At 57.0% G+C, this 22,320-nt stretch carries 24 protein-coding genes; 17 read left to right on the forward strand and 7 right to left on the reverse strand.

All coding sequences use genetic code 11. The features are described from left to right. The first annotated feature begins 88 nt into the window (after positions 1-88). The 6 genes from RTX96_RS09965 to RTX96_RS09990 are packed head-to-tail and all read left to right on the forward strand — an operon-like array spanning position 89 to position 4,737. Positions 89-511 (forward strand): PTS sugar transporter subunit IIA, encoded by a 423-nt coding sequence (locus RTX96_RS09965; protein WP_103819710.1) that lies wholly within the window; start codon positions 89-91, stop codon positions 509-511. Positions 512-526: 15 nt separating this feature from the next. Then, positions 527-997 carry a PTS sugar transporter subunit IIB gene (locus RTX96_RS09970; protein ID WP_103819709.1) on the forward strand — a complete coding sequence of 157 codons (471 nt, stop codon included), beginning with the start codon at positions 527-529 and terminating at the stop codon, positions 995-997. Positions 998-1,013: 16 nt separating this feature from the next. Beyond that, positions 1,014-1,793: a PTS mannose/fructose/sorbose/N-acetylgalactosamine transporter subunit IIC gene (locus RTX96_RS09975; RefSeq protein WP_103819708.1), complete on the forward strand. Its 780-nt coding sequence runs from the start codon at positions 1,014-1,016 to the stop codon at positions 1,791-1,793. Further along, on the forward strand, positions 1,771-2,619 hold the full coding sequence (locus RTX96_RS09980; protein WP_103819707.1) for a PTS system mannose/fructose/sorbose family transporter subunit IID: 849 nt from the start codon (positions 1,771-1,773) through the stop codon (positions 2,617-2,619). Before RTX96_RS09975 ends, RTX96_RS09980 begins: the two co-directional genes overlap by 23 nt. A gap of 27 nt (positions 2,620-2,646) precedes the next feature. Next, on the forward strand, positions 2,647-3,708 hold the full coding sequence (locus RTX96_RS09985; RefSeq protein WP_312670967.1) for an SIS domain-containing protein: 1,062 nt from the start codon (positions 2,647-2,649) through the stop codon (positions 3,706-3,708). Positions 3,709-3,726: 18 nt separating this feature from the next. Beyond that, a complete protein-coding gene (locus tag RTX96_RS09990; RefSeq protein ID WP_312670877.1) occupies positions 3,727-4,737 on the forward strand; it encodes an SIS domain-containing protein in 1,011 nt (336 codons plus the stop codon). A 92-nt stretch (positions 4,738-4,829) separates the two neighbouring features. On the opposite strand, the gene rimO is transcribed toward RTX96_RS09990, so the two are convergent. Further along, positions 4,830-6,149, reverse strand: coding sequence for a 30S ribosomal protein S12 methylthiotransferase RimO (gene rimO, locus RTX96_RS09995; protein WP_312670878.1), 1,320 nt, complete (start codon positions 6,147-6,149; stop codon positions 4,830-4,832). Positions 6,150-6,359: 210 nt separating this feature from the next. Here rimO and RTX96_RS10000 point away from each other — a divergent pair, with 210 nt between their 5' ends. Next, positions 6,360-6,746, forward strand: coding sequence for a biofilm formation regulator BssR (locus RTX96_RS10000; protein WP_103819704.1), 387 nt, complete (start codon positions 6,360-6,362; stop codon positions 6,744-6,746). 107 nt (positions 6,747-6,853) lie between these two features. Further along, positions 6,854-7,975 (forward strand): PQQ-dependent sugar dehydrogenase, encoded by a 1,122-nt coding sequence (locus tag RTX96_RS10005; RefSeq protein ID WP_312670879.1) that lies wholly within the window; start codon positions 6,854-6,856, stop codon positions 7,973-7,975. 9 nt (positions 7,976-7,984) lie between these two features. Here the strand turns inward: RTX96_RS10005 and RTX96_RS10010 are convergent, their stop codons facing one another. Next, the gene (locus tag RTX96_RS10010) at positions 7,985-8,611 is read right to left on the reverse strand and encodes a glutathione S-transferase family protein (RefSeq protein ID WP_312670880.1); all 627 of its coding nucleotides are present in this window, start codon (positions 8,609-8,611) and stop codon (positions 7,985-7,987) included. Positions 8,612-8,869: 258 nt separating this feature from the next. On the opposite strand from RTX96_RS10010, the gene dacC reads away from it, so the two are divergent. Beyond that, a complete protein-coding gene (dacC, locus tag RTX96_RS10015) occupies positions 8,870-10,078 on the forward strand; it encodes a serine-type D-Ala-D-Ala carboxypeptidase (protein ID WP_312670881.1) in 1,209 nt (402 codons plus the stop codon). A gap of 16 nt (positions 10,079-10,094) precedes the next feature. Here the strand turns inward: dacC and deoR are convergent, their stop codons facing one another. Both deoR and ybjG read right to left on the reverse strand, forming a co-directional pair. After that, on the reverse strand, positions 10,095-10,853 hold the full coding sequence (gene deoR / locus RTX96_RS10020) for a DNA-binding transcriptional repressor DeoR (protein ID WP_103819701.1): 759 nt from the start codon (positions 10,851-10,853) through the stop codon (positions 10,095-10,097). 88 nt (positions 10,854-10,941) lie between these two features. After that, the gene (gene ybjG / locus RTX96_RS10025; protein WP_103819700.1) at positions 10,942-11,550 is read right to left on the reverse strand and encodes an undecaprenyl-diphosphate phosphatase; all 609 of its coding nucleotides are present in this window, start codon (positions 11,548-11,550) and stop codon (positions 10,942-10,944) included. A 173-nt stretch (positions 11,551-11,723) separates the two neighbouring features. On the opposite strand from ybjG, the gene RTX96_RS10030 reads away from it, so the two are divergent. Continuing rightward, the gene (locus RTX96_RS10030) at positions 11,724-12,956 is read left to right on the forward strand and encodes an MFS transporter (protein ID WP_312670882.1); all 1,233 of its coding nucleotides are present in this window, start codon (positions 11,724-11,726) and stop codon (positions 12,954-12,956) included. Here RTX96_RS10030 and RTX96_RS10035 read toward each other — a convergent pair. Continuing rightward, a complete protein-coding gene (locus RTX96_RS10035; protein WP_312670883.1) occupies positions 12,919-14,139 on the reverse strand; it encodes an MFS transporter in 1,221 nt (406 codons plus the stop codon). The genes RTX96_RS10030 and RTX96_RS10035 overlap by 38 nt on opposite strands. 397 nt (positions 14,140-14,536) lie before the next feature. On the opposite strand from RTX96_RS10035, the gene RTX96_RS10040 reads away from it, so the two are divergent. Both RTX96_RS10040 and RTX96_RS10045 read left to right on the forward strand, forming a co-directional pair. Next, positions 14,537-14,731 (forward strand): hypothetical protein, encoded by a 195-nt coding sequence (locus RTX96_RS10040; RefSeq protein ID WP_312670884.1) that lies wholly within the window; start codon positions 14,537-14,539, stop codon positions 14,729-14,731. 9 nt (positions 14,732-14,740) lie between these two features. Then, complete coding sequence (locus tag RTX96_RS10045; RefSeq protein ID WP_312670885.1) at positions 14,741-15,523, forward strand: hypothetical protein; 783 nt, start codon at positions 14,741-14,743, stop codon at positions 15,521-15,523. A 188-nt stretch (positions 15,524-15,711) separates the two neighbouring features. On the opposite strand, the gene RTX96_RS10050 is transcribed toward RTX96_RS10045, so the two are convergent. Further along, complete coding sequence (locus tag RTX96_RS10050) at positions 15,712-17,397, reverse strand: aspartate:alanine antiporter (protein WP_312670886.1); 1,686 nt, start codon at positions 17,395-17,397, stop codon at positions 15,712-15,714. A 284-nt stretch (positions 17,398-17,681) separates the two neighbouring features. Here RTX96_RS10050 and RTX96_RS10055 point away from each other — a divergent pair, with 284 nt between their 5' ends. Then, on the forward strand, positions 17,682-18,053 hold the full coding sequence (locus RTX96_RS10055) for an inner membrane protein YbjM (protein ID WP_103819696.1): 372 nt from the start codon (positions 17,682-17,684) through the stop codon (positions 18,051-18,053). Positions 18,054-18,069: 16 nt separating this feature from the next. Here RTX96_RS10055 and RTX96_RS10060 read toward each other — a convergent pair whose 3' ends face one another. Next, a complete protein-coding gene (locus tag RTX96_RS10060) occupies positions 18,070-18,339 on the reverse strand; it encodes a GrxA family glutaredoxin (RefSeq protein ID WP_103819695.1) in 270 nt (89 codons plus the stop codon). Positions 18,340-18,543: 204 nt separating this feature from the next. Here RTX96_RS10060 and nfsA point away from each other — a divergent pair, with 204 nt between their 5' ends. From nfsA to potF, 4 genes are all read left to right on the forward strand, one after another. Next, positions 18,544-19,266: an oxygen-insensitive NADPH nitroreductase gene (nfsA, locus tag RTX96_RS10065; RefSeq protein WP_312670887.1), complete on the forward strand. Its 723-nt coding sequence runs from the start codon at positions 18,544-18,546 to the stop codon at positions 19,264-19,266. A gap of 76 nt (positions 19,267-19,342) precedes the next feature. Beyond that, positions 19,343-20,245, forward strand: coding sequence for a 30S ribosomal protein S6--L-glutamate ligase (rimK, locus tag RTX96_RS10070; RefSeq protein ID WP_103819693.1), 903 nt, complete (start codon positions 19,343-19,345; stop codon positions 20,243-20,245). 85 nt (positions 20,246-20,330) lie between these two features. Continuing rightward, positions 20,331-20,810, forward strand: coding sequence for a YbjN domain-containing protein (locus tag RTX96_RS10075; RefSeq protein WP_103819692.1), 480 nt, complete (start codon positions 20,331-20,333; stop codon positions 20,808-20,810). A 349-nt stretch (positions 20,811-21,159) separates the two neighbouring features. Next, positions 21,160-22,269 carry a spermidine/putrescine ABC transporter substrate-binding protein PotF gene (gene potF / locus RTX96_RS10080; protein WP_103819691.1) on the forward strand — a complete coding sequence of 370 codons (1,110 nt, stop codon included), beginning with the start codon at positions 21,160-21,162 and terminating at the stop codon, positions 22,267-22,269. Positions 22,270-22,320: the final 51 nt, after the last annotated feature.

Genomic DNA, 22,320 nt, shown 5'->3' on the forward strand with positions numbered 1-22,320 from the left:
CTGTCGTGGCGCATTTCACCGTGCGCCACTTTTTCGTGGCACGCCGGTTGCAATACCACCGGTAGTGGAACGCATTTTCGAGGACAGGATGAAACGACACTACATATTTGCCAGTCATGGCACTCTTGCCCGGGGCGTACTCGACTCAGTCGAGCTGATCCTCGGTAAACAGGCGGACATTTCGACCCTCTGTGCCTACGTTGAGGAGCAGCGGGATTTAACCGAGCAGGTCACCGAGCTCATGCAGCGGATACCTGACGAGGATGAGATCGTGGCGATCACCGATATCTTCGCCGGCAGCGTGAATAACGAATTTGTTCGCTTTCTGCAGCGGCCCCGTTTCCACCTGGTGGCGGGCCTCAACTTACCGCTGGTCATCGATCTGCTTATTTCCGGCGACGAGCCTGATACCGGGAAGCTGATCGAGGAGGCGTTAATAAGCTCCAGAGAGAGTATTCAATACTGTAACTACACCATCTCCAGCGCAATGCAGGCGGATAAAGATTTTTAAGAGGGAGGAGACAGAATGATTACGTTAGTGCGAGTTGACCATCGCTTATTGCACGGCCAGGTAGCGTTTTCATGGACGCAATATGTCGGCGCAGACTGCATTCTGATTGCCAACGACAGCGTTCCCAATGACGAGCTGCGTAAAACCACCATTAAGCTGGCTAAGCCGCCGTCGGTAAAGCTGGTTATTAAGAATATCGCCGACTCGATAGAGGCCATTAAAAGCGGCGTGACCGATAAATATACGCTGTTTATCGTCGTAGAGTCGGTAGAGGACGCCTGGCGCTTAGCCCAGGAAATACCGGAAATAAAAAGTATCAACCTCGGCGGAATTAAAGCGAAAGAGGGTAGCAGAAATATTTCGAAAGCGGTGAATCTGCTGCCTGACGAAATTACCCGGCTCAATGAACTGGTGGGGCAGGGGGTTGAAATTGAGATCCGCCAGGTTCCCAACGACCGCAAACAGCTCATAACGGAATGTTTGTAATTCCTGAGGATCCACTATGGTAGAGGCACTTTTACTCGGACTGGTGGCGTTTATCGCCCAGTCAGAATATGCCCTGGGCACCTCGTTAATATCCCGGCCTATTGTCACCGGCCTATTAACCGGCCTGGTGCTGGGCGATGTCCAGACGGGCATTATCATGGGCGCGACGCTGGAGCTGGCCTTTATCGGCTCCTTCTCGGTGGGTGCATCCATCCCGCCGGACGTAGTCACCGGCGGCGTGCTGGGGGTAGCGTTCGCGATCACCTCCGGCGCGGGGACCGAAACGGCGCTGCTGCTGGGGCTGCCCATCGCCACCCTGACGCTGGTGTTAAAAAACGTCTATCTCGGGATGTTTATCCCGATGCTCAACCATAAGGCAGATGCCTATGCCGACGAGGCCGATACCCGCGGCATCGAGCGGATGCACCTGATCGCCGGGTTTGGCCTGTCGCTGATGCTGGCCACGGTGGTCACCGTCTCCTTCCTGGTGGGCAGCAGCGCGGTGAAATCCCTGCTGGATGCTATTCCAGAATTTATTAAACACGGCCTGAGCGTGGCGACGGGCATCATTCCGGCGCTGGGCTTTGCCATGCTCGCCCGGCTGCTGATCAACAAAAAGGTGGCGCCTTACTTTTTCCTCGGCTTTGTCCTGATGGCCTACCTGAAAATTCCGGTCACCGGCATTGCGATCCTCGGCGCTATCGTGGCCGTGATTATGGTCAACGTCACCGCCTTCACCACGCCCCGCGCCACCACAGAGCAAGGAGTCAGCCATGACGACGAAGATGATTTCTGAAGAGACCCTGCCTGACGTGCAGGATGAGAAGGCGATCACCACCCGTGATCTGCGCCGTGTTTTCTGGCGCTCCTTCCAGATGGAGTTTTCCTGGAACTATGAGCGGCAGATGAACCTGGCCTTTGTCTACACCCTTATTCCGGTGCTGAAAAAGCTCTATCCGCAGAAAGAGGAGCTCAGGGCCGCCCTGAAGCGTCACCTGGTGTTCTTCAATACCACACCGCACATCGTCACTCTGCTGCTGGGGATCACCACGGCGATGGAGGAGAAGAACAGCCAGCAGAAAACCATCGATGCCGGGGCGATTGATAACGTCAAGGCGTCGCTAATGGGACCGCTGGCGGGGCTGGGGGACTCCTTCTTCTGGGGAACGCTGCGCCTGATCGCGACAGGGATTGGCACCAGCCTGGCGCTGCAGGGCAGTATTCTCGGACCGATCCTCTTTCTGCTGGTGTTTAACGTCCCGCACATTCTGGTGCGCTGGTTCTTTACCCGCTGGGGCTATGTGCTCGGTACCGGGGTGCTTCAGCGCGTTCAGCAGAGCGGCATGATGGAGAGCCTGACCTACGGCGCATCGATCATGGGGCTGATGGTGGTGGGGGCGATGACCGCCTCGATGATCAACATCACTATTCCCATCAGCTTTGGCGCGGGGGAGGCGAAGACCGAGGTGCAGGACATTATTAACAACGTGATGCCCTGCCTGCTGCCGCTCATCAGCTTCGGCATCGTCTACTGGCTGCTGGGCCGTAGGGTAAAACCGCTCACCATTATTGGCGGGATGGCGCTGGTCGGCATTTTCGGCTCGTGGATTGGCCTGTTTTAACCGGAGAAACCTATGTTACCTACCATTATGTTACCAACCATGATGACCTATATCGAAGAGGAGCCCGCGGCGCTGGAAAAAATCCTCCGCGAGCATCGGCATAGCCTGGCGGCAATCGAGGCCTTTGCTCGCGAGCGCCCGGTACAGCGCCTGCTGCTGCTGGCGACCGGCTCCTCGTTTAACGCCGCCCTCTGCGCGCGGGACCTCTTCGAGCGACGCTACGGCCTGCGGGTAGAGATCAAAGAGCCGTACAACTTTGTTCACTATGAAACCGTCGATCCGCACACCGATCTGGTGATTGCGGTTTCCCAGAGCGGCAAAAGCGCTTCAACGCTGGCGGCGATGGAGAAAGTGCAGGCGGCGGGGCTGCCGGTATTTGCTCTGACCTCGGATCCGCAAAGCCCCATCGGCCAGGGCTGCGATTACGTGCTGGATATCAACACCGGCATCGAGCAGGTGGGCTTCGTCACCCGGGGCTTTAGCGCCACGGTGCTGAACCTGCTGCTGATTGCCCTCACCCTCGCCCGGGCGCAACAGCAGATTGCGGATGAGGAGGCGCAGGCTACGCTGCACGAGCTGGGCCAGCTCGTCGCCGCTATCCCTATGGCGATTGCCCAGACAGAGGCATTTTTCGACCGCCATCAGGAGATCCTGCGCCGCGGGACGCGTTTTGTGGCGATCGGCTACGGGGCGCTGACCGGCGTAGCGAAAGAGTTTGAGACTAAGTTCACCGAAACGGTGCGCGTGCCGTCCAGCGGCTTTGAACTAGAGGCCTACATGCACGGCCCCTATCTGGAGGCCAACGCCCAGCACGTGATGTTTTTTATTGAGGATGCGCCGGACAGACGCCTGCGGGCGCTGCGGGACTATATGGCCCCGGCGGTAAACCAGACCTTGCTGGTGACCCTCAGTGATGAGCAGGAGCCGCAGACGCTGGCCCTCAACTGCCCGCTGGCGCACGACCTCGCCTCACTGCTGCTGATTGTGCCGATGCAGGTGCTGGCCTGGCGTACGGCATGTGCCAAAGGGATCGATCTTTCAGTGCGTATTTTTGATGACTTTGACCGCGTATTAAAAAGTAAGATCTAATTAATCAGGAGAGAGAATATGTTAGGTTTTAATCAGGACGAGTACCTGACGAGTGCTCGTGAGATCGTTGCTGCGCGTAAACAGGCTGAGCAGGCGGCTGATGAGATATTTCAGCAGGAATATGATGCACTATTTTTTGCGTCGGTAGGGGGCTCTCTGGCACCCATGATGGCGATTAACGCCTTTGCCAAAGAGATGACCACGCTGCCGGTTTACCTTGAGCAGGCAGCGGAATTAATTCATACCGGGCATAAAAAATTAACTAAGCAGTCGGTGGTGGTCACGCTCTCCAAATCCGGTGATACCAAAGAGTCGGTAGAGCTTGCCGAGTGGTGCAAGGCGCAGGGGATCCGTGTCGTCGCCATTACCAAAAACAGCGACTCCCCGCTGGCCAGCGCGGCGACGTGGCATATTCCGATGCGCCATAAAAACGGTGTGGAATATGAGTATATGCTGCTCTACTGGTTCTTTTTCCGGCTGGTTAACCGTCAGGGTGAATTTGCAGAATATAACCGCTTCGCCAGCCAGCTGGAGTTATTACCCGAGAACCTCTTACAGGCGAAAATAAAGTTCGATCCGCAGGCGGATGAAATAGCCAGGAAATACCATAGCAGCGACTATATGATGTGGATTGGCGGCGCGGAGATGTGGGGCGAGGTCTATCTCTTCTCAATGTGTATTCTGGAGGAGATGCAGTGGAAGCGAACCAAATCCGTTACCTCCGCCGAGTTTTTCCACGGCACGCTGGAGCTGCTGGAGAAAGAGGTCCCGCTGTTTCTGGTGAAGGGGGAGGGGAAATGTCGGGCGCTGGATGAGCGAGTGGAGCGCTTTGCGGCGAAGATCACTGACCATCTGGTAGTTATCGATCCGCGCGACTATCCCCTCGATGGGATTGACAACGCGTTTCGCGGGATCCTGGCGCCCTGCGTAGCGTCAACCCTGCTGGTGGATCGGCTGGCGGCCCACTTTGAGCACTACACCGGCCACAGCCTGGATATTCGCCGCTACTATCGGCAGTTTGAGTATTAACAGAACTAACGCCCGGCGGCGCAAGCTTGCCGGGCCTACGGTTATGTAGGCCTGATAAGCGCAGCGCCATCAGGCGTTATGCACAGGGTCGATTAAACCCGGCTTCCCCACAGGTCGTACTCGTCGGCGTTTTCGATTTTCACGCGCACGACATCGCCCGGCTTCACGTTGGTTTCGCCGTTGAGGTAGACCGCGCCGTCGATCTCCGGTGCATCGGCCATGCTGCGGCCAATCGCGCCCTCTTCATCGACTTCATCGATAATGACCAGGATCTCACGGCCCACTTTCTCCTGCAGACGCTCGGCAGAGATCTGCTGCTGCAGCTGCATAAAGCGGTTCCAGCGCTCCTCTTTTACCTCTTCCGGCACCTGATCCGGCAGCGCGTTAGCGGTGGCACCTTCAACCGGGCTGTATTTAAAGCAGCCCACGCGATCCAGACGCGCTTCAACGAGGAAGTCGAGCAGCATCTGGAAATCTTCCTCGGTTTCACCCGGGAAGCCGACGATAAAGGTCGAGCGCAGGGTAAGCTCAGGGCAGACTTCACGCCACTGCTTGATGCGGGCCAGCTGACGATCCACAGATCCAGGACGCTTCATCAGCTTGAGGATGCGCGGGCTGGCGTGCTGCAGCGGGATATCCAGATACGGCAGGATCTTGCCTTCTGCCATCAGCGGGATGACGTCGTCAACGTGCGGGTAGGGGTAGACGTAGTGGAGACGCACCCAGACGCCGAGCTTTGACAGCTCTTCGCACAGGCTGACCATGCTGGTTTTCACCGGCGAGCCGTTGTAGAAACCGGTGCGGTGCTTAACGTCGACGCCGTAGGCGGAGGTGTCCTGAGAGATCACCAGCAGCTCTTTAACGCCGGCGTCGACCAGACGCTTGGCCTCGGCCAGCACGTCGCCAATCGGACGGCTATCGAGATCGCCACGCATGGACGGAATAATGCAGAAGGTGCAGCGGTGGTTGCAGCCTTCGGAAATTTTCAGATAGGCGTAGTGGCGCGGGGTCAGCTTGACGCCCTGTTCCGGCACCAGGCTCAGGAACGGGTTGTGCTTTGGTTTTGGCACGTAGTGGTGCACGTGCTCCAGAACCTGCTCATAGCTGTGCGGACCGGTGATCTCCAGCACCTTCGGGTGCACTTCGCGGATCTGATCCACTTTTGCGCCCAGGCAGCCGGTGACAATCACCTTGCCGTTCTCATTCAGGGCTTCGCCAATCGCTTCCAGCGACTCCTGCACGGCGCTATCAATGAAGCCGCAGGTGTTAACGATCACCATATCGGCATCGTCATAACGCGGCACCACATCGTAACCCTCGGTGCGCAATTCGGTAAGAATGCGTTCGGAATCCACCAGGTTTTTCGGGCAGCCCAGGGAGACAAAGCCAATACGCGGTTGTTGTATGCTCATACGCTCACAAAGTAAACAGAAGAAAAAACCGGGCGATTTTACACGGGTTTGCGGCGACTCTCTACTGCTAACTCAATTGGTTAGATTTTGTGTAGGTTGTCACACTGTAAAAATTGTTAATGTCTGGATAAATATTGACCCAGCGCATAATTTTGAACAAAAAATGAGCTTATGCTTAATTTACGATAGGCCGACAAAGGAGGATCTAGCATGACCGTTGACAGACAGAAACGAAGCCTGCTGAGAAATCTAACTAACGCCAGCATCGATCTTGCGGCGTATGTCCAGCTCAGAAAGGCGAAGGGTTACATGTCGGTCAGCGAAAGCAACTATCTGCGTGACAGCCTTTTTGAATTATCAACACAAATACGCGGCCTGGAGCGGCATGTTTATGCCGTACCGGATGCCAGAGAACGCGAAATGCTGTGCCGGGCAGAGGGGGCACTCTCCGCTGCAGGTATATGCTTAATGAGCGGGCACCATGACAGCCCGAACTACATTGCTGTAAACGTAGAGACGCTTGACCGCTGTCTCAAAACCCTCAACGTATGCATTCAGAACCTCAACGAGCAAGCACCGCAGGTTGTGGAATCCTGAATCCCGGGGGAGGCGACTCCCCCTTCTGCTTAAGCTTTTGTAAAATTGGGCGCGCGCAACGTTCTGCTGGCTACGCTTTATGCCAGAGACCCTCAAAGGAGTGCCCCATGCGCCGCAACGCCCTGATTTTTATCCCCGCGCTGTTTCTGTCCGCCTCGGTTTTTGCCGCGCCTGCGCCGGTAAAGGTCGACGTGCTGCAAACCAAACTCGATCACCCCTGGTCGCTGGCATTTCTGCCCGACGACAGAGGAGTGCTGATTACCCTGCGCGGCGGCCAGCTGCGCCACTGGCAGTCGGGGAGCGGACTATCCGATCCTCTCTCGGGCGTACCGAAGGTGTGGGCCAACGGACAGGGCGGCCTGTTTGACGTGGTGCTGGCCCCGGACTTTGCCCAGTCGCGCAGGGTGTGGCTGAGCTACGCCGAGGCCGGCAACGACGGCAAAGCCGGGACGGCGGTGGGCTATGGGCGACTCAGCGACGATCTCTCCCGGCTGGAGGCGTTTAAGGTGGTCTTCCGCCAGACGCCGAAGCTCTCTACCGGCAACCACTTTGGCGGACGGCTGGTCTTTGACGGCAAGGGCTACCTCTATATTGCGCTGGGAGAAAATAATCAGCGTCCTACCGCTCAGGATCTCGATAAGCTCCAGGGTAAGCTGGTGCGGCTGACCGACGAGGGAGCCGTGCCAAACGATAATCCTTTCGTCAACAACGCCAACGCCCGGAAGGAGATCTGGTCCTGGGGCATCCGTAACCCGCAGGGAATGGCGATGAACCCCTGGACCGACGCCCTGTGGCTGAACGAACACGGCCCGCGCGGCGGCGACGAGATTAACATTCCGCAGAAAGGCAAAAACTATGGCTGGCCGCTGGCGACCTGGGGCATTAACTACAGCGGTATGAAGATCCCGGAGGCGAAAGGGGAGATCGTTGCCGGAACCGAGCAGCCTGCCTTCTACTGGAAAAACTCTCCGGCGGTCAGCGGTATGGCGTTCTATAACGCGTCAACCTTCCCGCAGTGGCAGCACAAGCTGTTTATCGGCGCGCTAAAAGACAAAGACGTGATTGTGATGAGCGTGGACGGGGATAAGGTCACCGAGGATGGGCGCATTCTGGGCGATCGTAACCAGCGCATCCGCGACGTGCGGGTTGGCCCCGACGGCTATCTCTATGTGCTCACCGACGAGTCCGACGGCGAGCTATTGAAGGTGAGTCCGGCAGGGGCGCAGTAACAGCGGGACTCAGGTCACCGGGATCATGACGATTTTACGGTAGGCGGGACGCTCGCTCAGAGCATCGTACCAGCGCTGCAGGTGCGGGCGCGGCGTCCACGTCAGGCCAATGTTCCACAGGTTGTAGACGAAAGGCGCAACGGCGATATCCCCGAGGCCAAACTCCTCGCCAGAGAGCCAGGTTGAAGTCGCCAGCGCGTTATCCAGAATCTCAAACAGCGGTTCGCAGGCGGCGATACCCGCCTCAATCACTGCCGGATCGCGTTTTTCTACCGGCGTTCTCACCAGGTTCATCAAAAGCACGCGATGGGCGGGAGAGAGCGTGCCGTTAGCCCAGTCCATCCACTTCTCTGCCTGCGCACGGGCTGCGGGCGGCTCGATCCAGAGTCGACCCTGGCCGTACTGCGCCGCCAGGAAACGCACAATGGTATTCGACTCCCACAGCACGCTGTCGGTCTCATCGTCACGGAACAGCGGCACCAGCCCGTTAGGGTTTAGCGCCAGATACTCCGGGCTGTGGTTCAGTCCATGCTCCAGCCCAGCCAGAATTTGCGTATATGGCAGCTCCAGCTCTTCAAGGGTCCATAAGACCTTTTTAACGTTAGTCGAGTTGTTTCTGCCCCACAGCGTGATCATAAAAACTCCTTCTTTTCATCAGCAACCGGGCGCTGTTATCAGCACCATATAGCTGACATAGTGAGATAAAGTTAACATTCAGGCAACGGATAACAAAAAAATCCCGCTCTCAGCAGCGTAGGGGTGTGATTTTGCGTAAACTTTAAAAAACTTTACCAGCTGACGGTTTTCTTCACGGCTTTTGTACGTTACTACTCACCGTTTAGCGCGTAGCGGTGAGCTAACGCGGTTTTTAGAATGGATACTCGGGTGGCCTTTATGACGCATTTCTCTCTGTCCCTTCGCGGCCTGGCTACGGCTTCGGCGCTTGTGGTTCTTTTTTCTCCCTCTCTTTTTGCTGCCGAGCAGGTCGCGGCCCCGGCTGCGCCCGCGGTCGACGCCAGAGCGTGGATCCTGATGGATTACGCCAGCGGCAAAGTGCTGGCGGAAGGTAACGCCGATGAGAAGCTGGATCCGGCCAGCCTCACCAAGCTGATGACCAGCTACGTCACCGGCCAGGCGCTGAAGGCGGGAAAAATTCACCTCACCGACATGGTCACCGTGGGTAAAGACGCCTGGGCCACCGGTAACCCGGCCCTGCGTGGCTCGTCGCTGATGTTCCTCAAGCCTGGGGATCAGGTGTCGGTGGCGGATCTCAATAAAGGGGTGATTATCCAGTCGGGGAACGATGCCAGCATCGCCATTGCCGACTACGTGGCCGGGAGCCAGGACGCCTTTGTCGGCCTGATGAACAACTACGCGCAGCGGCTGGGGCTGACCAATACCACCTTTAAAACGGTGCATGGCCTCGACGCGCCGGGGCAGTTCAGCACCGCCCGCGATATGGCCCTGCTGGGCAAGGCGCTGATCCACGACGTGCCGGAAGAGTATGCGATCCATAAAGAGAAAGAGTTTACCTTCAATAAGATCCGCCAGCCGAACCGTAACCGTCTGCTGTGGAGCACCAACCTTAACGTCGACGGGATGAAGACCGGCACTACCGAAGGGGCTGGCTATAATCTGGTGGCCTCGGCCACCCAGGGCGATATGCGGCTCATCTCGGTGGTGCTGGGGAGTAAAACCGATCGCATCCGCTTTAACGAGTCAGAGAAGCTGCTGACCTGGGGCTTCCGCTTCTTCGAAACCGTCACCCCTATCAAGCCTGATGCGACCTTCGCGACGACCCGCGTCTGGTTTGGCGACAGCAGCGAGGCGAAGCTCGGTGCGGGTGAGGCCGGCTCGATTACAATTCCTAAAGGGCAGCTGAAAAATCTGAAGGCCACCTGGAAATTAAACGAACCGCAGCTCACCGCGCCGTTGAAAAAGGGTCAGGTGGTGGGCTCCATTGACTTCCAGCTCAACGGGAAGTCCATTGAGCAGCGTCCGCTGATCGTCATGGAGGCGGTGGTAGAGGGCGGATTCTTAAGCCGGATGTGGGATTTCGTGCTGATGAAATTCCACGGCTGGTTCGGCAGCTGGTTCTCTTAAGCCAGCCGCGCGGGCCTCAGTAGAGCAGGGCGATGTGGTGCGCTTTTGCCAGCGCGATGAGGTCATCGTCCGGACGGACGTCGCTGGCAATAGCATCAAACTGGCTGAGTTCGCCCATGCATGCCGGGCGCACTTTGCCAAATTTGCTGTGATCGACCACCAGCACGTGGTACTGCGCCCGGGTCATTGCCCAGTGCTTTACCGGCAGCTCTTCGAGGTTAAAGCAGGTTGCGCCCATCTCCGGATGGACGCCCGCGGCGGAATAGAAGGCGAGATCCGGACAGAGATTGTTTAGCGTCTCTTTAAAGTTGAGGGGGTTGAAGATGCCGTTGCTGGCGTGGAACTCGCCGCCGCAGAGAATAGTCCGGCAGAGCGGCTTCTCCTGTAGGGCCAGGAAGGTGTTCAGGGCATAGCAGACGGCGGTGAAGGGCAGATCGTCGCTGATAGCCTCGATAATCCACGGCGTGGTAGTGCCGCAGTCGAAAAACACCATCTGGTGGGCCTGCACCAGCGTTGCCGCATGACGAGCAGCGAGACGCTTCTCCTCCACCAGGCGCGTTTTCTGATCGCTCAGCAGGTAGTGGCTGGCGGTGCGCGGCTCCAGCACCAGGTAACCCCCCAGCAGTACCACCGGTCCGCTTTTGGCATTCAGATCGCGACGAATGGTCATTTCAGATACGCCGAGCAGGGTAGCCGCCTCTTTCAGATGCAGCTTATCGCTCCGCTTCAGGGCCTGTAGCAGCTGGCCAATCCTTTCGTCACGTTTCGTTTCCATAAATCCCCTGGCGCATTATCCCCTGGCACAATAGTAAAAGCCCTGCGTACAGCAGGGCGTCCAATATTACCTGTGCGGCCAGGTTAAGTCACTCACGCACCCAGCCTTTGCGGATAGGTAGAGCAAAACAGCGGCGGTAGATGAGATGCAGGGTTCGGTGCAGCCCCATCCCGCAAACCTGCCACAGCATCTGTGCGGCCAGGCAGCCGCTGAGGGCAATCAGCAATCCACCCAGCATATCCAGCGGCCAGTGGACGCCCAGGTAGACACGCGACCAGGCGATGCTCAGCGCCACGGCCAGCAGCACGCAGCCAGACCAGATCCGATGCCAGAATAGAAACGCCAGCGCGAACGTGAACGCCACCGTGCCGTGGTCGCTGGGGTAGGAGTAGTCCGCCGAGTGATGTAAAAAATTATAGCCTGTGTGCTGGGCAAAGGGCCTGTCGTGGGGAAAAAGATGACCCATCAGCCAGGAGAGGCACATGCTTACCGCCAGCGCCATCGCCGTTTTGATCACCAGCTGGCGCTGGGTGCTCACCTGACCGCGCGGCCCCCATAGCCACAGCGCCGCCGCCAGCAGCGGTAGCAGGGTGATCAGATCCTTGGCGATATATATCGCAGCGGTAATCAACCAGGAGGGCGAGTCGGGGGTGGCGTTCAGCCAGTAAAAAAGGGTGTGGTTGAGGTTTTCCAGCATGGGGTGGTGTCACTCCTGTTGACTATAAACAAAGACTCCCATTGTGCAGCGCCTACCTTAAACGAACCTTAAGCTAGTAAAGCGTATTAAACGTGCGCTGCCACAGAGAATTCACTACCGCCAGCGCGACGTTTTCACTACACTCTGCGCGATCTTAAGGATAAAGAGGCTACATGCAAAATCGTTCATCTTCCAGAGGCCGTTTAGGCCGCCAGGCATTGATGTTTCCCCTCTGCCTGGTGCTCTACGAGTTCTCAACCTATATCGGCAACGACATGATCCAGCCGGGGATGCTGGCGGTGGTTGCCCAGTACCATGCCGGCATCGAGTGGGTGCCGACCTCCATGACTGCCTATCTGGCTGGGGGGATGTTTTTACAGTGGCTGCTCGGGCCGCTGTCGGACCGCATTGGTCGCCGTCCGGTGATGCTCACCGGCGTGGTGTGGTTTATCGTCACCTGCCTGGCGACGCTGCTGGCGCAGAACATTGAGCAGTTCACTATCCTGCGCTTTTTGCAGGGGGTGAGCCTCTGCTTTATTGGCGCGGTGGGCTATGCCGCCATTCAGGAGTCGTTTGAGGAGGCGGTGTGCATCAAGATCACCGCCCTGATGGCGAACGTGGCGCTGATTGCCCCCCTGCTCGGGCCGCTGGTGGGGGCCGCCTGGGTGCACGTTGCGCCGTGGGAGGGGATGTTTGTTCTCTTTGCCCTGCTGGCGGCCATTGCCTTCGTTGGCCTGCAACGGGCAATGCCGGAGACTGCCACTCGCCTTGGAGAGAGGCTCTCGCTGAAGGAGCTGGGCCGGGATTATAAGGCGGTGTTGAAGAATGGCCGTTTCGTCGCCGGGGCGCTGGCAACTGGCTTTGTCAGCCTGCCGCTGCTGGCGTGGATCGCCCAGTCGCCGATCATTATTATCAGCGGCGAAGGGATGAGCAGCTATGAGTATGGCCTGCTGCAGGTGCCGATCTTCGGTGCGCTGATTGCGGGTAACCTGGTGCTGGCCCGGCTGACATCCCGGCGCAGCGTGCGGTCGCTGATTATCATGGGCGGCTGGCCGATCGTTATCGGCCTGCTGCTGGCGGCCGTGGCGACGATGGTGGCATCCCACGCCTACCTGTGGATGACCGCCGGGCTGAGCATCTACGCGTTCGGTATTGGCCTCGCCAACGCCGGGCTGGTGCGTCTGACGCTGTTTGCCAGCGATATCAGCAAAGGCACGGTATCCGCCGCGATGGGCATGCTGCAGATGGCGATATTTACCGTCGGCATTGAGCTGAGCAAGCACGCTTATCTGAGCGGCGGCGAAGGGCTGTTTAGCCTCTTCAACCTGCTCAACGGCCTGCTCTGGCTTGGATTGATGGTGATCTTCCTTAAGGACCGGTCGGTGGGGCGCTCTCTGAACGGCTAGCGGCGCTCTGGCCCGGTTTCGCAACTGCCCGGGCCACGATGACTGCCAGCACCATCAGCGCCAACACCACCATCATGGCGCTACGCAGGCCATAATGCTCCCCTAAGAAGCCCAGCAGCGGCGGTCCCACCAGAAACGCCAGATAGCCCGTTGTCGCCACCACGCTTACGCGGGTCGCGGCATCCGGCCCGGTGTCGCTGGCGGCGGAGATGGTCAGCGGGAAGCCAAGGGAGGCGCCCAGACCCCACAGCAGCACGGAGATGCCTGCCACCCAGGTGCTGTCGACGAAGATGATCAGCGCAATCCCTAGCCCGCCCATAATCGCGCTGGCCCGCACCACCGTGACGCGGCTGTAGCGGTCGATAAACCAGCCGCCGGTAAAGCGTCCAATGGTCATGCCGAGGGTAAAGCCGGTGTAGATCAGCGATCCCGAGGTCGGGGTAAAGCCGTGACCGTCCACCATCAGCAGTGGCAGCCAGTCGTTGGCGGAGCCTTCGGCAAAGGCCATCGCCAGCACCACCACCCCAATCAGCAGCAGCTGGGTATCGCGATAGAAGGGACGACCTTTGCGTTTGTGCTGCGCTTCGCCTGCATCGTTGCGCCCGGTGCCGTCAGGGATAGCGGTAATCGCTATCAGGATCGGCACGATGGCTACCAGCGCCGCCAGCAGAACGTGCAGGGTCGCAGTCACGCCCCAGGCGGTGAGGGTCATACCGATACCTGCCCCCACCAGCGTGCCGAGGCTGTAGAAGCCGTGCATCATCGGCAGCACGGTTTTGTTCATCTTCTGCTCTACCACCGCGCCTTCGATATTGATCGCCACTTCGGCTGCGCCCAGGCTGCTGCCAAACAGCGCCAGCCCAACGGCAAACAGCAGCGGCGAGGCAAACCACAGGGCGAGGCTCAGCACCATCATGCCCAGGACCGACACCGACATGCTGGCGCGGATCACGTTGCGGGTACCGAAGCGCTTGACCAGCCATGCGGAGGAGAGAACGCCGCTCATCGAGCCGATAGAAAGGCCAAACAGCACCGCACCCATCTCAGCGGTAGAGACCGACAGGATGTCACGAATGGCCGGGGTGCGCGTAGCCCAGGAGGCCATCAGCAGGCCAGGGATAAAGAAAAAGGTAAATAACGCCCAGAGGCGGTGGTTAAGGGCAGAGCGAGATGAGGAGGTCATAGCGTCTTATCTGTAGTTATGGTTTTGGCGTCGGTTAACAGTAGCAAGATTTGGCGAGGATTGCAGGGGGAAGGTGAGAGAAGGTCAGCCCGTAGGCCCGCGCAAGCGAAAGCGCCGCCGGGCGGTTTAGCGAGTTTTATCGAGCTTGTTTGCAATGAGCATAATGACAGCAGTGCCAGGTGTTGGCGAGGATGTCAGGGGCAACGGAAGAGTAAGCCAGTGCGGTGCAGTTCACATCATAAGCAAAAAAATCAAAAAGCATTTTCCAACCGCGAAGGCATCTTGTACTGTACGTACAGACAGTGTGTGTTCGCCCAGCCACTGTTCTACAATAGAGCTATAAACATAAGAACTTACAGCCGTGCCACAGGCTACGCTGACACAGCGAGGAGGTTATATGATTACGCTTTTTGAAAAAATGGCTACTGCTCCCGGTCGCTGGATGCAGCGTATCATCTCCCACGATATCGAACAGTCCAACAACAGTAAGATCACAACGGATGCCAACGGCAACGCTGTTCTTAACATGAAAAATCAACAGGTTCGCGACTCAATGCAGGCCCGCATGAAGGAGCTGGCAGCTAAACGTTAAGGATTAACGATGGGACCATTAATCATAATGGTTGTTCTCGTATGTGGGTTTTGGTACACGGAAAACCACTATCAATCCCGTATACGTCATGCCAGAACAAACGGTTGGACCTCTTACTTTTATGTAGCCATGCACGGCTGTAAGTTTGTTATCCAGGGTTTCATTGCTGTTTTTACTCTCTATCTTTTCCTTCGTTTATTCAGCCTACTTATTTCTTTACCTCACCTAATTTGGCCTGGCTATGGCATAAAGGATATCTACTCATGGCTCACGGAAGACAAGGTCATGAACTATCCCATGCTGTTTGTCGTTTCAATGGGTATGGCATGCGTGTTGGCATATATTGCAGGGCATAACGCCAAAAAATCACTGGAAGATGAAGAGATAAGAGATGCAGCCTATCGGGAAATGGCGGCAATGGACGGTGTTGAATCCCTGCTGGTGCAGGCGATCGATGAAGATATGCTGATCTTTGTAACGCTCAAATCACGTAAGGTCTATATCGGCTATGTTGCCGCCCCACGAATCGAACATAGCCATACTCAGCACTTAGCCATCATTCCCTATATCAGCGGTTATCGAGACAAGGACACGCTTCGTTATCATGAACAGCACCGTTACTATGAGCTCTATTTGAGCAAAGGCATTACCGCTGATTCCGAAGGTTTAAACTTGCAGCACTTCAGGCATGTGATTCCTATGGATCAGGTCGAGGCTATTTCGCTATTTGATACCGGTACGTATTTATTGTTTGATGAGTGCTCTGTGGTAGAAGAAAAGGTCGTGGTCTAATAGTTTGAAGCCTCCCCAAAACCCTAAAAATAAAAAACCCATCAACCTTGAACCAAAGATGGCGGGGTTGATGGGCTCCACAAAATGGGGACATCAAAGAAAAGCAGTGGCAATAGTTATGACTGGCACTTCTATAAAAAGTTCGGATGATGCCAGAAATTTTTTTGCGCAACCGCCCATCTTCAGAGTTATCCGAGACCCGGCCAGATGATGACGATCAGCGTCCCGGCCAGGGTCAGCAGCACGTTGGCAATGGCGTAGGTGCCCGCGTAGCCGAGCGCGGGGATGTTGCTCCGCGCGGTGTCGCTGATAATCTCCATTGCCGGGGCGCAGGTGCGGGCTCCCATCATCGCGCCGAAGAGCATGGCGCGGTTCATCCGCAGCACGTAGGCGCCGAACAGGAAGCAGATCACCACCGGTACCAGGCTCACCAGCAGCCCGGCGACCAGCATCTGTCCACCCACTGCACCAAGGCCGTGGCCGATGCCGCTCCCGGCGCTCAGGCCAACGCCCGCCATAAAGACCATCAGGCCAAACTCCTTCACCATGTTCAGCGCTCCCTGCGGGATGTAGCCGAAGGTGGGGTGGTTGGCACGCAGGAAGCCGAGCATGATCCCGGCGAACAGCAGACCCGCCGCGTTGCCGATGCCAAAGCTAAACGAGCTGAACTGGAAGGTGATCATGCCGATCATCAGGCCGACGATAAAGAAGGCACAGAACGCCAGCAGGTCGGTTACCTGGCTGTGAATCGAGATAAAGCCGATGCGGTCAGCGATGGTTTTTACCCGTCGCGCGTCTCCGCTCACCTGCAACACGTCGCCTTTGTTAAGCACGATGCTGTCATCGATAGGCATCTCAATCTGGCTGCGGATCACCCGGTTAAGGAAGCAGCCATGATCGGTGAGCTTTAGCTGGGCGAGGCGGCGGCCCACCACGTTGTGGTTTTTCACCACAATCTCTTCGGTGACGATGCGCATGTCGAGCAGGTCGCGGTCAAAGACCTCTTTGCCGTTGCGGAAGCTGGGATCGAGGCGGGCATGGGCGTCAGGATAACCTACCAGCGAGATCTCATCGCCCATCTGCAGCACCGCATCGCCGTCCGGGGTCGCCAGAATGCCGTTGCGGCGAATACGCTCGATGTAGCACCCGGTCTGACGGTAGATCCCCAGCTCGCGCAGGTTCTTACCGTCGGCCCAGGCTACCAGCTCCGGCCCCACGCGGTAGGCGCGGATCACCGGAAGATAAACTTTACGGTTGGCATCGTTGTCGAGGCCGCGCTCGCGGGCAATCTGCTGGGCGCTGGTCTGTAGATCCTGATGCTGTAGCTTCGGCATATAGCGCGCGCCGAAGATCAGGCTAACCAGCCCGATAAGATAGGTCAGGGCGTAGCCGAGGCTGAGATGATCCAGCGCGGTGGTGAGCTGGCCACTGGGCATGCCCAAATGGCGCAGCGTGTCCCCCGCGCCCACCAGCACCGGCGTAGAGGTCATTGAGCCGGCCAGCATCCCGGCGGTAAGGCCGATATCCCAGCCAAAGAATTTACCCAGCCCCAGCGCAATCAGCAGCGCGCTGCCAACCATCACCAGCGCCAGCATCAGATAATTTTTGCCGTCGCGAAAGAAAATTGAAAAAAAGTTGGGTCCGGCTTCCACGCCTACGCAAAAAATAAACAGCATAAAGCCCAGATTCAGGGCGTCGGTGTTAATGGCAAAATGCTGCTGGCCTAATAATAGCGAAACCACTAAAACGCCAATGGAATTACCAAGTTGTACAGAGCCTAGCCGTAATTTCCCGAGGCACAGGCCCAGCGCCAGCACCACAAATAATAACAGTATGTAATTCCCATTTAACAAATCTGCGACGTTTATATTCACGGAGGCTAACTTCTTGTTTACTAGTAAGCTGTTGAAAGAAATGATGATTTACGCTAATGTTTTACTTACGTCAGCGGACCTGAACGTCCCGCTGCTGCAAAACAAAACAATGACCGCAAAACAGATCAGGCCAATAGTTTAATCGCATTAATAAACAACGGCTAGCTAAGAATCGCGCATTCGCGTGGGTGCTTTTTTGGCAAGGATTGCCACACTGCTTTATCAAACCGGACGTTCCTTTGGGGCGAAGATGATTTCGATAGAGGCGATGTCAGGAGGATTATTTGAAGTCTAAACGTGGTTGGGCGGGTGCGCTTTGCTGCTTCCTGCTTTTTATTGTGGTCTACCTCTCACACCTATTGAACGTGAGAGGAGCCTTTCAGCCAGCCAGCCATCCTGAGCTGGGGCTGCTCTTTTTTATTATTCCCGGCGCGGTGGCAAGCTTTGTCTCGACAAAACGTCGCGTTGTTCTGCCGGTGGTGGGCGCGATGCTGGGGGCAACGTTCTGCTTTATACTGATGCTGCTCTTCCTGACGCCGATACGGTCAGTCTGGCAGGAGATGGCGTGGCTATTTAGCGCAGTGTTCTGGTGTGCGCTGGGCGCGCTCTGCTATCTGTTTATTCGTAGCCTGCTGGGAAGACGGGGGCGTAGCTAACGCCCCCTGGGCGTGCTTACTGCGCGGCAAAGAGGCCCAGATGCGTTTTGGCATAGGCTTCAAAGTCGGTGCAGCCACCGATGTGCTTCTGATCGAGGAAGATCTGCGGCACGGTCTCTACCGGCTTGCCTACGGTCTTTTCCAGATCGGCTTTGGTGATCCCTTCTGCATGAATATCGACATAGCGATAGCTAAAGTCGTCACGCTCGGTGCTCAGTTTATCTGCCAGCTCTTTTGCGCGTACGCAGTAGGGACAGCCGGGGCGTCCAAAGATTACAGCAAACATACACTCTCCTTAACGTTAAGCCTGATTGTCATTAGGGCTATGATGCCGATTACCTCAGGTAATAGAAAGAAGGTTTTACCTGTCGTTTCGATGCCATAAGGCTATGTTTCACCAAATCATCAGCCAAAAAATCACCTATACTGCTTCTCCTGTTATTCGCGCTCAGACGCGACCGTTTTAAATGACACTGCCAGAGAAAATCAGATGACCCCAACTATCGATCTGCTGCGTGCCCATCGCTCAATTCGCCACTTCACGCAGGAACCTATCAGCCAGGCGCAGCGCGAGGCGATAATCGCCTCGGCCCAGGCGGCCTCCAGCTCCAGCTTCCTGCAGTGCTCCTCTATTATTCGCGTGACCGATCCGGCCCTGCGCGAGCAGTTTGTAACGCTGACCGGCGGACAGCAGCATATCGCCCAGGCAGCGGAGTTCTGGGTATTTTGCGCCGACTTCAACCGCCACCTGCAAATCTGCCCTGACGCCCAGCTGGGCCTTGCCGAGCAGCTGCTGCTGGGGGTAGTGGATACATCGCTGATGGGGCAGAACGCGCTGGTGGCTGCCGAGTCGCTCGGCCTGGGCGGCGTCTATATCGGCGGCATCCGCAACAGTATTGAAGAGGTGACCACGCTGCTTGGCCTACCGCAGCATGTGCTGCCGCTGTTTGGCCTCTGCCTCGGCTGGCCGGCGGATAATCCGGATGTGAAACCGCGCCTGCCTGCCGCGATGGTGGTGCATGAGAACCGCTATCAGGCCGTGGATGCCGACGTGCTGGCGCAGTACGACGAAGCGCTGGCGACGTACTATATGACCCGCGGCAGCAACAACCGTCGCGACACCTGGAGCGATCATATCCGCCGCACCATCATTAAAGAGAACCGTCCGTTCATTCTCGACTATCTGCATAAGCAGGGCTGGGCGACGCGATAAATCCCGTTCATCCTGCGTCTCGCTGCGTGTATGATAGTGATACGGTTGCGACACCGTTATTGTAGAGAGGTGCAGGGTGAAAATTGCCATATTGTCCCGGGATGGAACGCTCTATTCGTGTAAACGCCTGCGTGAAGCGGCGGTGCAGCGGGGCCATACCATCGAGATCCTCGATCCGCTCTCCTGCTATATGAATATCAGCCCGGCGGCCTCGTCGATCCACTACCAGGGCCGCCAGCTCCCTTACTTTGATGCCGTGATCCCGCGCATTGGCTCCGCCATTACCTTCTACGGCACGGCGGCCCTGCGCCAGTTCGAAATGCTCGGCAGCTACCCTCTCAACGAATCCGTGGCTATCACCCGCGCCAGAGACAAGCTGCGCTCGCTGCAGCTGCTGGCGCGCCAGGGGATCGATCTGCCGGTCACCGGCATTGCCCACTCGCCGGATGACACCAGCGATCTTATCGACATGGTTGGCGGCGCGCCGCTGGTAGTCAAGCTGGTAGAGGGCACCCAGGGCATCGGTGTGGTGCTGGCGGAGACGCGACAGGCGGCGGAGAGCGTGATTGATGCCTTTCGCGGCCTGAACGCCCACATCCTGGTGCAGGAGTACATTAAAGAGGCGAAAGGGTGTGACATTCGCTGCCTGGTCGTAGGGAACGACGTTGTGGCCGCCATTGAGCGGCGGGCGAAAGAGGGCGATTTCCGCTCTAACCTGCATCGGGGCGGCGTGGCGACGGTAGCTAACATTACCCTGCGCGAGCGGGAGATGGCTCTGCTGGCAGCCCGTACCCTGGGGCTGGACGTGGCCGGGGTAGATATTCTCCGTGCCGATCGCGGGCCGCTGGTGATGGAGGTTAACGCCTCGCCGGGTCTGGAGGGCATTGAGAAGACCACCGGCGTGGACATTGCCGGACAGATGATCGCCTGGATCGAGCAGCAGGCCACCCCCGGCTTTTGTCTGAAAACGGGCGGCTAGGCGCTTTTCCAGCAGTATAAATGGTATACAGGGCGTTTTTTGCGTAAGCTATGCCCGCAAATTTTTCTACAGAGGTCACCCTATTATGGATTCACTGGTCGTACCCAGTCTGGACACCTTGCGTCACTGGCTTGACGAGCTGGGCATCAGTTTTTATGAGTGTGACACCTGCCAGGCGCTACACCTGCCGCATATGCAAAATTTTGACGGCATTTACGACGCCAAGATCGATCTGGTTGATGATATTGTTCTCTTCTCGGCGATGGCAGAGGTCAAGCCCACAGCGCTGCTGGCGCTGGCTGCCGATCTCTCCGCCATTAACGCCAGCTCGCTGACGATCAAAGCCTTCCTCGACATCCAGGATGATAATCTGCCGAAGCTGGTGGTGTGTCAGTCTCTGTTTGCTGCCCCTGGGGTGAATCTGAAGCAGTTTGCCTGGTTTATGCGTCACAGCGAAGAGCAGGTCTCTATGGTGATCCTCGAAGCCTGCGCGCAGCAGCTGCTGTTTAATGCAGAGGAAGACGAGGCCGCTGCCGGTGAAACGGTGCGCAATTTTCTTCACTAAACCCTAACGACATTAGCGCAGTCGCTGCCATAGCGGCTGCATTCCTCCCCGCTTTTATTCTGCCTTTTCTGCCTTTCTCCAGTTTTATTCACCGCCACGGTGGCGCTATCGGACGATCGCATAGACAAATAGTGAATAAAAAATTGATAAAACCCGGTTTTTAACCTGACCTATAGCCTCTAACCCTGGCTACAGTTATTCTTGCGCTGCTTTAAAAAGCTTGCAGCGTCTGCCGGGTGGCGTCTCATACCCGAAGCTGTGCAGAGTGATAAAGTATGCACGATTCTTGCATATCTTTAATGCGTACATTTAGTTCGTCTATTCACGAACTTTCCAGAAGGAATGAGATATGACCACCCTGAGTAAAAAATGGTTGTCCGGTCTGGTAGCAGGCGCGCTGATGGCGGTCTCCGCCGGCACGCTGGCCGCCGAGCAGAAGACGCTGCACGTGTATAACTGGTCTGACTATATTGCCCCGGACACGGTGGCGAACTTTGAAAAAGAGACCGGTATCAAGGTTGTGTATGACGTGTTTGACTCCAACGAGGTGCTGGAAGGCAAACTCATGGCGGGCAGCACCGGCTTCGATCTGGTGGTGCCCTCAGCCAGCTTCCTGGAACGCCAGCTGACCGCAGGCGTGTTCCAGCCGCTGGATAAGAGCAAGCTGCCAAACTGGAAAAACATGGATCCGAAAGTGCTCGAGCTGGTGGCGAAGCACGATCCTGATAACAAGTATGCGATGCCGTACCTGTGGGCCACTACCGGCATTGGCTATAACGTCGATAAGGTCAAAGCCGTGCTGGGCGACGTGCCGGTGGACAGCTGGGATGTGGTGCTGAAGCCGGAAAACCTTGAGAAGCTGAAGAGCTGCGGCGTCTCCTTCCTTGATGCGCCGGAAGAGATCTTCGCCACCGTGCTGAACTATCTGGGTAAAGATCCCAACAGCACTAAAGCGGACGACTACACTGGCCCGGCGACCGATCTGCTGCTGAAGCTGCGGCCAAATATCCGCTACTTCCACTCCTCCCAGTACATTAACGATCTGGCTAACGGCGATATCTGCGTGGCGATCGGCTGGGCAGGGGATGTCTGGCAGGCGGCGAACCGGGCGAAAGAGGCGAAAAACGGCGTTAACGTCTCCTATATCATTCCAAAAGAGGGGGCGCTGGCCTTCTTTGACGTCTTCGCTATGCCAAAAGATGCCAAAAACAAAGAGGAAGCCTACCAGTTCCTGAACTACCTGATGCGTCCGGACGTTATCGCCCACATCAGCGACCACGTCTTCTACGCTAACGGCAACAAGGCCTCTGTGCCGCTGATCAGTGCGGAAGTACGCGAGAACCCGGCTATTTTCCCACCGGAAGACGTCTTCGCTAAGCTCTTTACCCTCAAGGTGCAGGAGCCGAAAATTGACCGCGTGAGAACCCGCGCGTGGACCAAAGTGAAGAGCGGTAAATAAGACCGTATCCGGTGGCGTTCGCGCCACCGGACATCAGGCACCGTTTTAGTG

Origin of the sequence: Pseudescherichia sp. (genome assembly GCF_032052675.1) — a bacterium.
Lineage (GTDB): Bacteria > Pseudomonadota > Gammaproteobacteria > Enterobacterales > Enterobacteriaceae > Pseudescherichia.

What these genes read in the sequence shown, in the direction of transcription:
- deoR (WP_103819701.1), bottom strand. Translation starts at nt 10,853, where the DNA reads ATGGAAACGAAACGTGACGAAAGGATTGGCCAGCTGCTACAGGCCCTG.
- RTX96_RS10075 (WP_103819692.1), top strand. Translation starts at nt 20,331, where the DNA reads ATGGATTCACTGGTCGTACCCAGTCTGGACACCTTGCGTCACTGGCTT.
- RTX96_RS10060 (WP_103819695.1), bottom strand. Translation starts at nt 18,339, where the DNA reads ATGTTTGCTGTAATCTTTGGACGCCCCGGCTGTCCCTACTGCGTACGC.
- RTX96_RS10010 (WP_312670880.1), bottom strand. Translation starts at nt 8,611, where the DNA reads ATGATCACGCTGTGGGGCAGAAACAACTCGACTAACGTTAAAAAGGTC.
- RTX96_RS09980 (WP_103819707.1), top strand. Translation starts at nt 1,771, where the DNA reads ATGACGACGAAGATGATTTCTGAAGAGACCCTGCCTGACGTGCAGGAT.
- RTX96_RS09975 (WP_103819708.1), top strand. Translation starts at nt 1,014, where the DNA reads ATGGTAGAGGCACTTTTACTCGGACTGGTGGCGTTTATCGCCCAGTCA.
- RTX96_RS09990 (WP_312670877.1), top strand. Translation starts at nt 3,727, where the DNA reads ATGTTAGGTTTTAATCAGGACGAGTACCTGACGAGTGCTCGTGAGATC.
- RTX96_RS09985 (WP_312670967.1), top strand. Translation starts at nt 2,647, where the DNA reads ATGTTACCAACCATGATGACCTATATCGAAGAGGAGCCCGCGGCGCTG.
- RTX96_RS10030 (WP_312670882.1), top strand. Translation starts at nt 11,724, where the DNA reads ATGCAAAATCGTTCATCTTCCAGAGGCCGTTTAGGCCGCCAGGCATTG.
- potF (WP_103819691.1), top strand. Translation starts at nt 21,160, where the DNA reads ATGACCACCCTGAGTAAAAAATGGTTGTCCGGTCTGGTAGCAGGCGCG.
- RTX96_RS09970 (WP_103819709.1), top strand. Translation starts at nt 527, where the DNA reads ATGATTACGTTAGTGCGAGTTGACCATCGCTTATTGCACGGCCAGGTA.
- RTX96_RS10005 (WP_312670879.1), top strand. Translation starts at nt 6,854, where the DNA reads ATGCGCCGCAACGCCCTGATTTTTATCCCCGCGCTGTTTCTGTCCGCC.
- RTX96_RS09965 (WP_103819710.1), top strand. Translation starts at nt 89, where the DNA reads ATGAAACGACACTACATATTTGCCAGTCATGGCACTCTTGCCCGGGGC.
- RTX96_RS10040 (WP_312670884.1), top strand. Translation starts at nt 14,537, where the DNA reads ATGATTACGCTTTTTGAAAAAATGGCTACTGCTCCCGGTCGCTGGATG.
- RTX96_RS10000 (WP_103819704.1), top strand. Translation starts at nt 6,360, where the DNA reads ATGACCGTTGACAGACAGAAACGAAGCCTGCTGAGAAATCTAACTAAC.
- RTX96_RS10045 (WP_312670885.1), top strand. Translation starts at nt 14,741, where the DNA reads ATGGGACCATTAATCATAATGGTTGTTCTCGTATGTGGGTTTTGGTAC.
- ybjG (WP_103819700.1), bottom strand. Translation starts at nt 11,550, where the DNA reads ATGCTGGAAAACCTCAACCACACCCTTTTTTACTGGCTGAACGCCACC.
- RTX96_RS10035 (WP_312670883.1), bottom strand. Translation starts at nt 14,139, where the DNA reads ATGACCTCCTCATCTCGCTCTGCCCTTAACCACCGCCTCTGGGCGTTA.
- dacC (WP_312670881.1), top strand. Translation starts at nt 8,870, where the DNA reads ATGACGCATTTCTCTCTGTCCCTTCGCGGCCTGGCTACGGCTTCGGCG.
- nfsA (WP_312670887.1), top strand. Translation starts at nt 18,544, where the DNA reads ATGACCCCAACTATCGATCTGCTGCGTGCCCATCGCTCAATTCGCCAC.
- rimO (WP_312670878.1), bottom strand. Translation starts at nt 6,149, where the DNA reads ATGAGCATACAACAACCGCGTATTGGCTTTGTCTCCCTGGGCTGCCCG.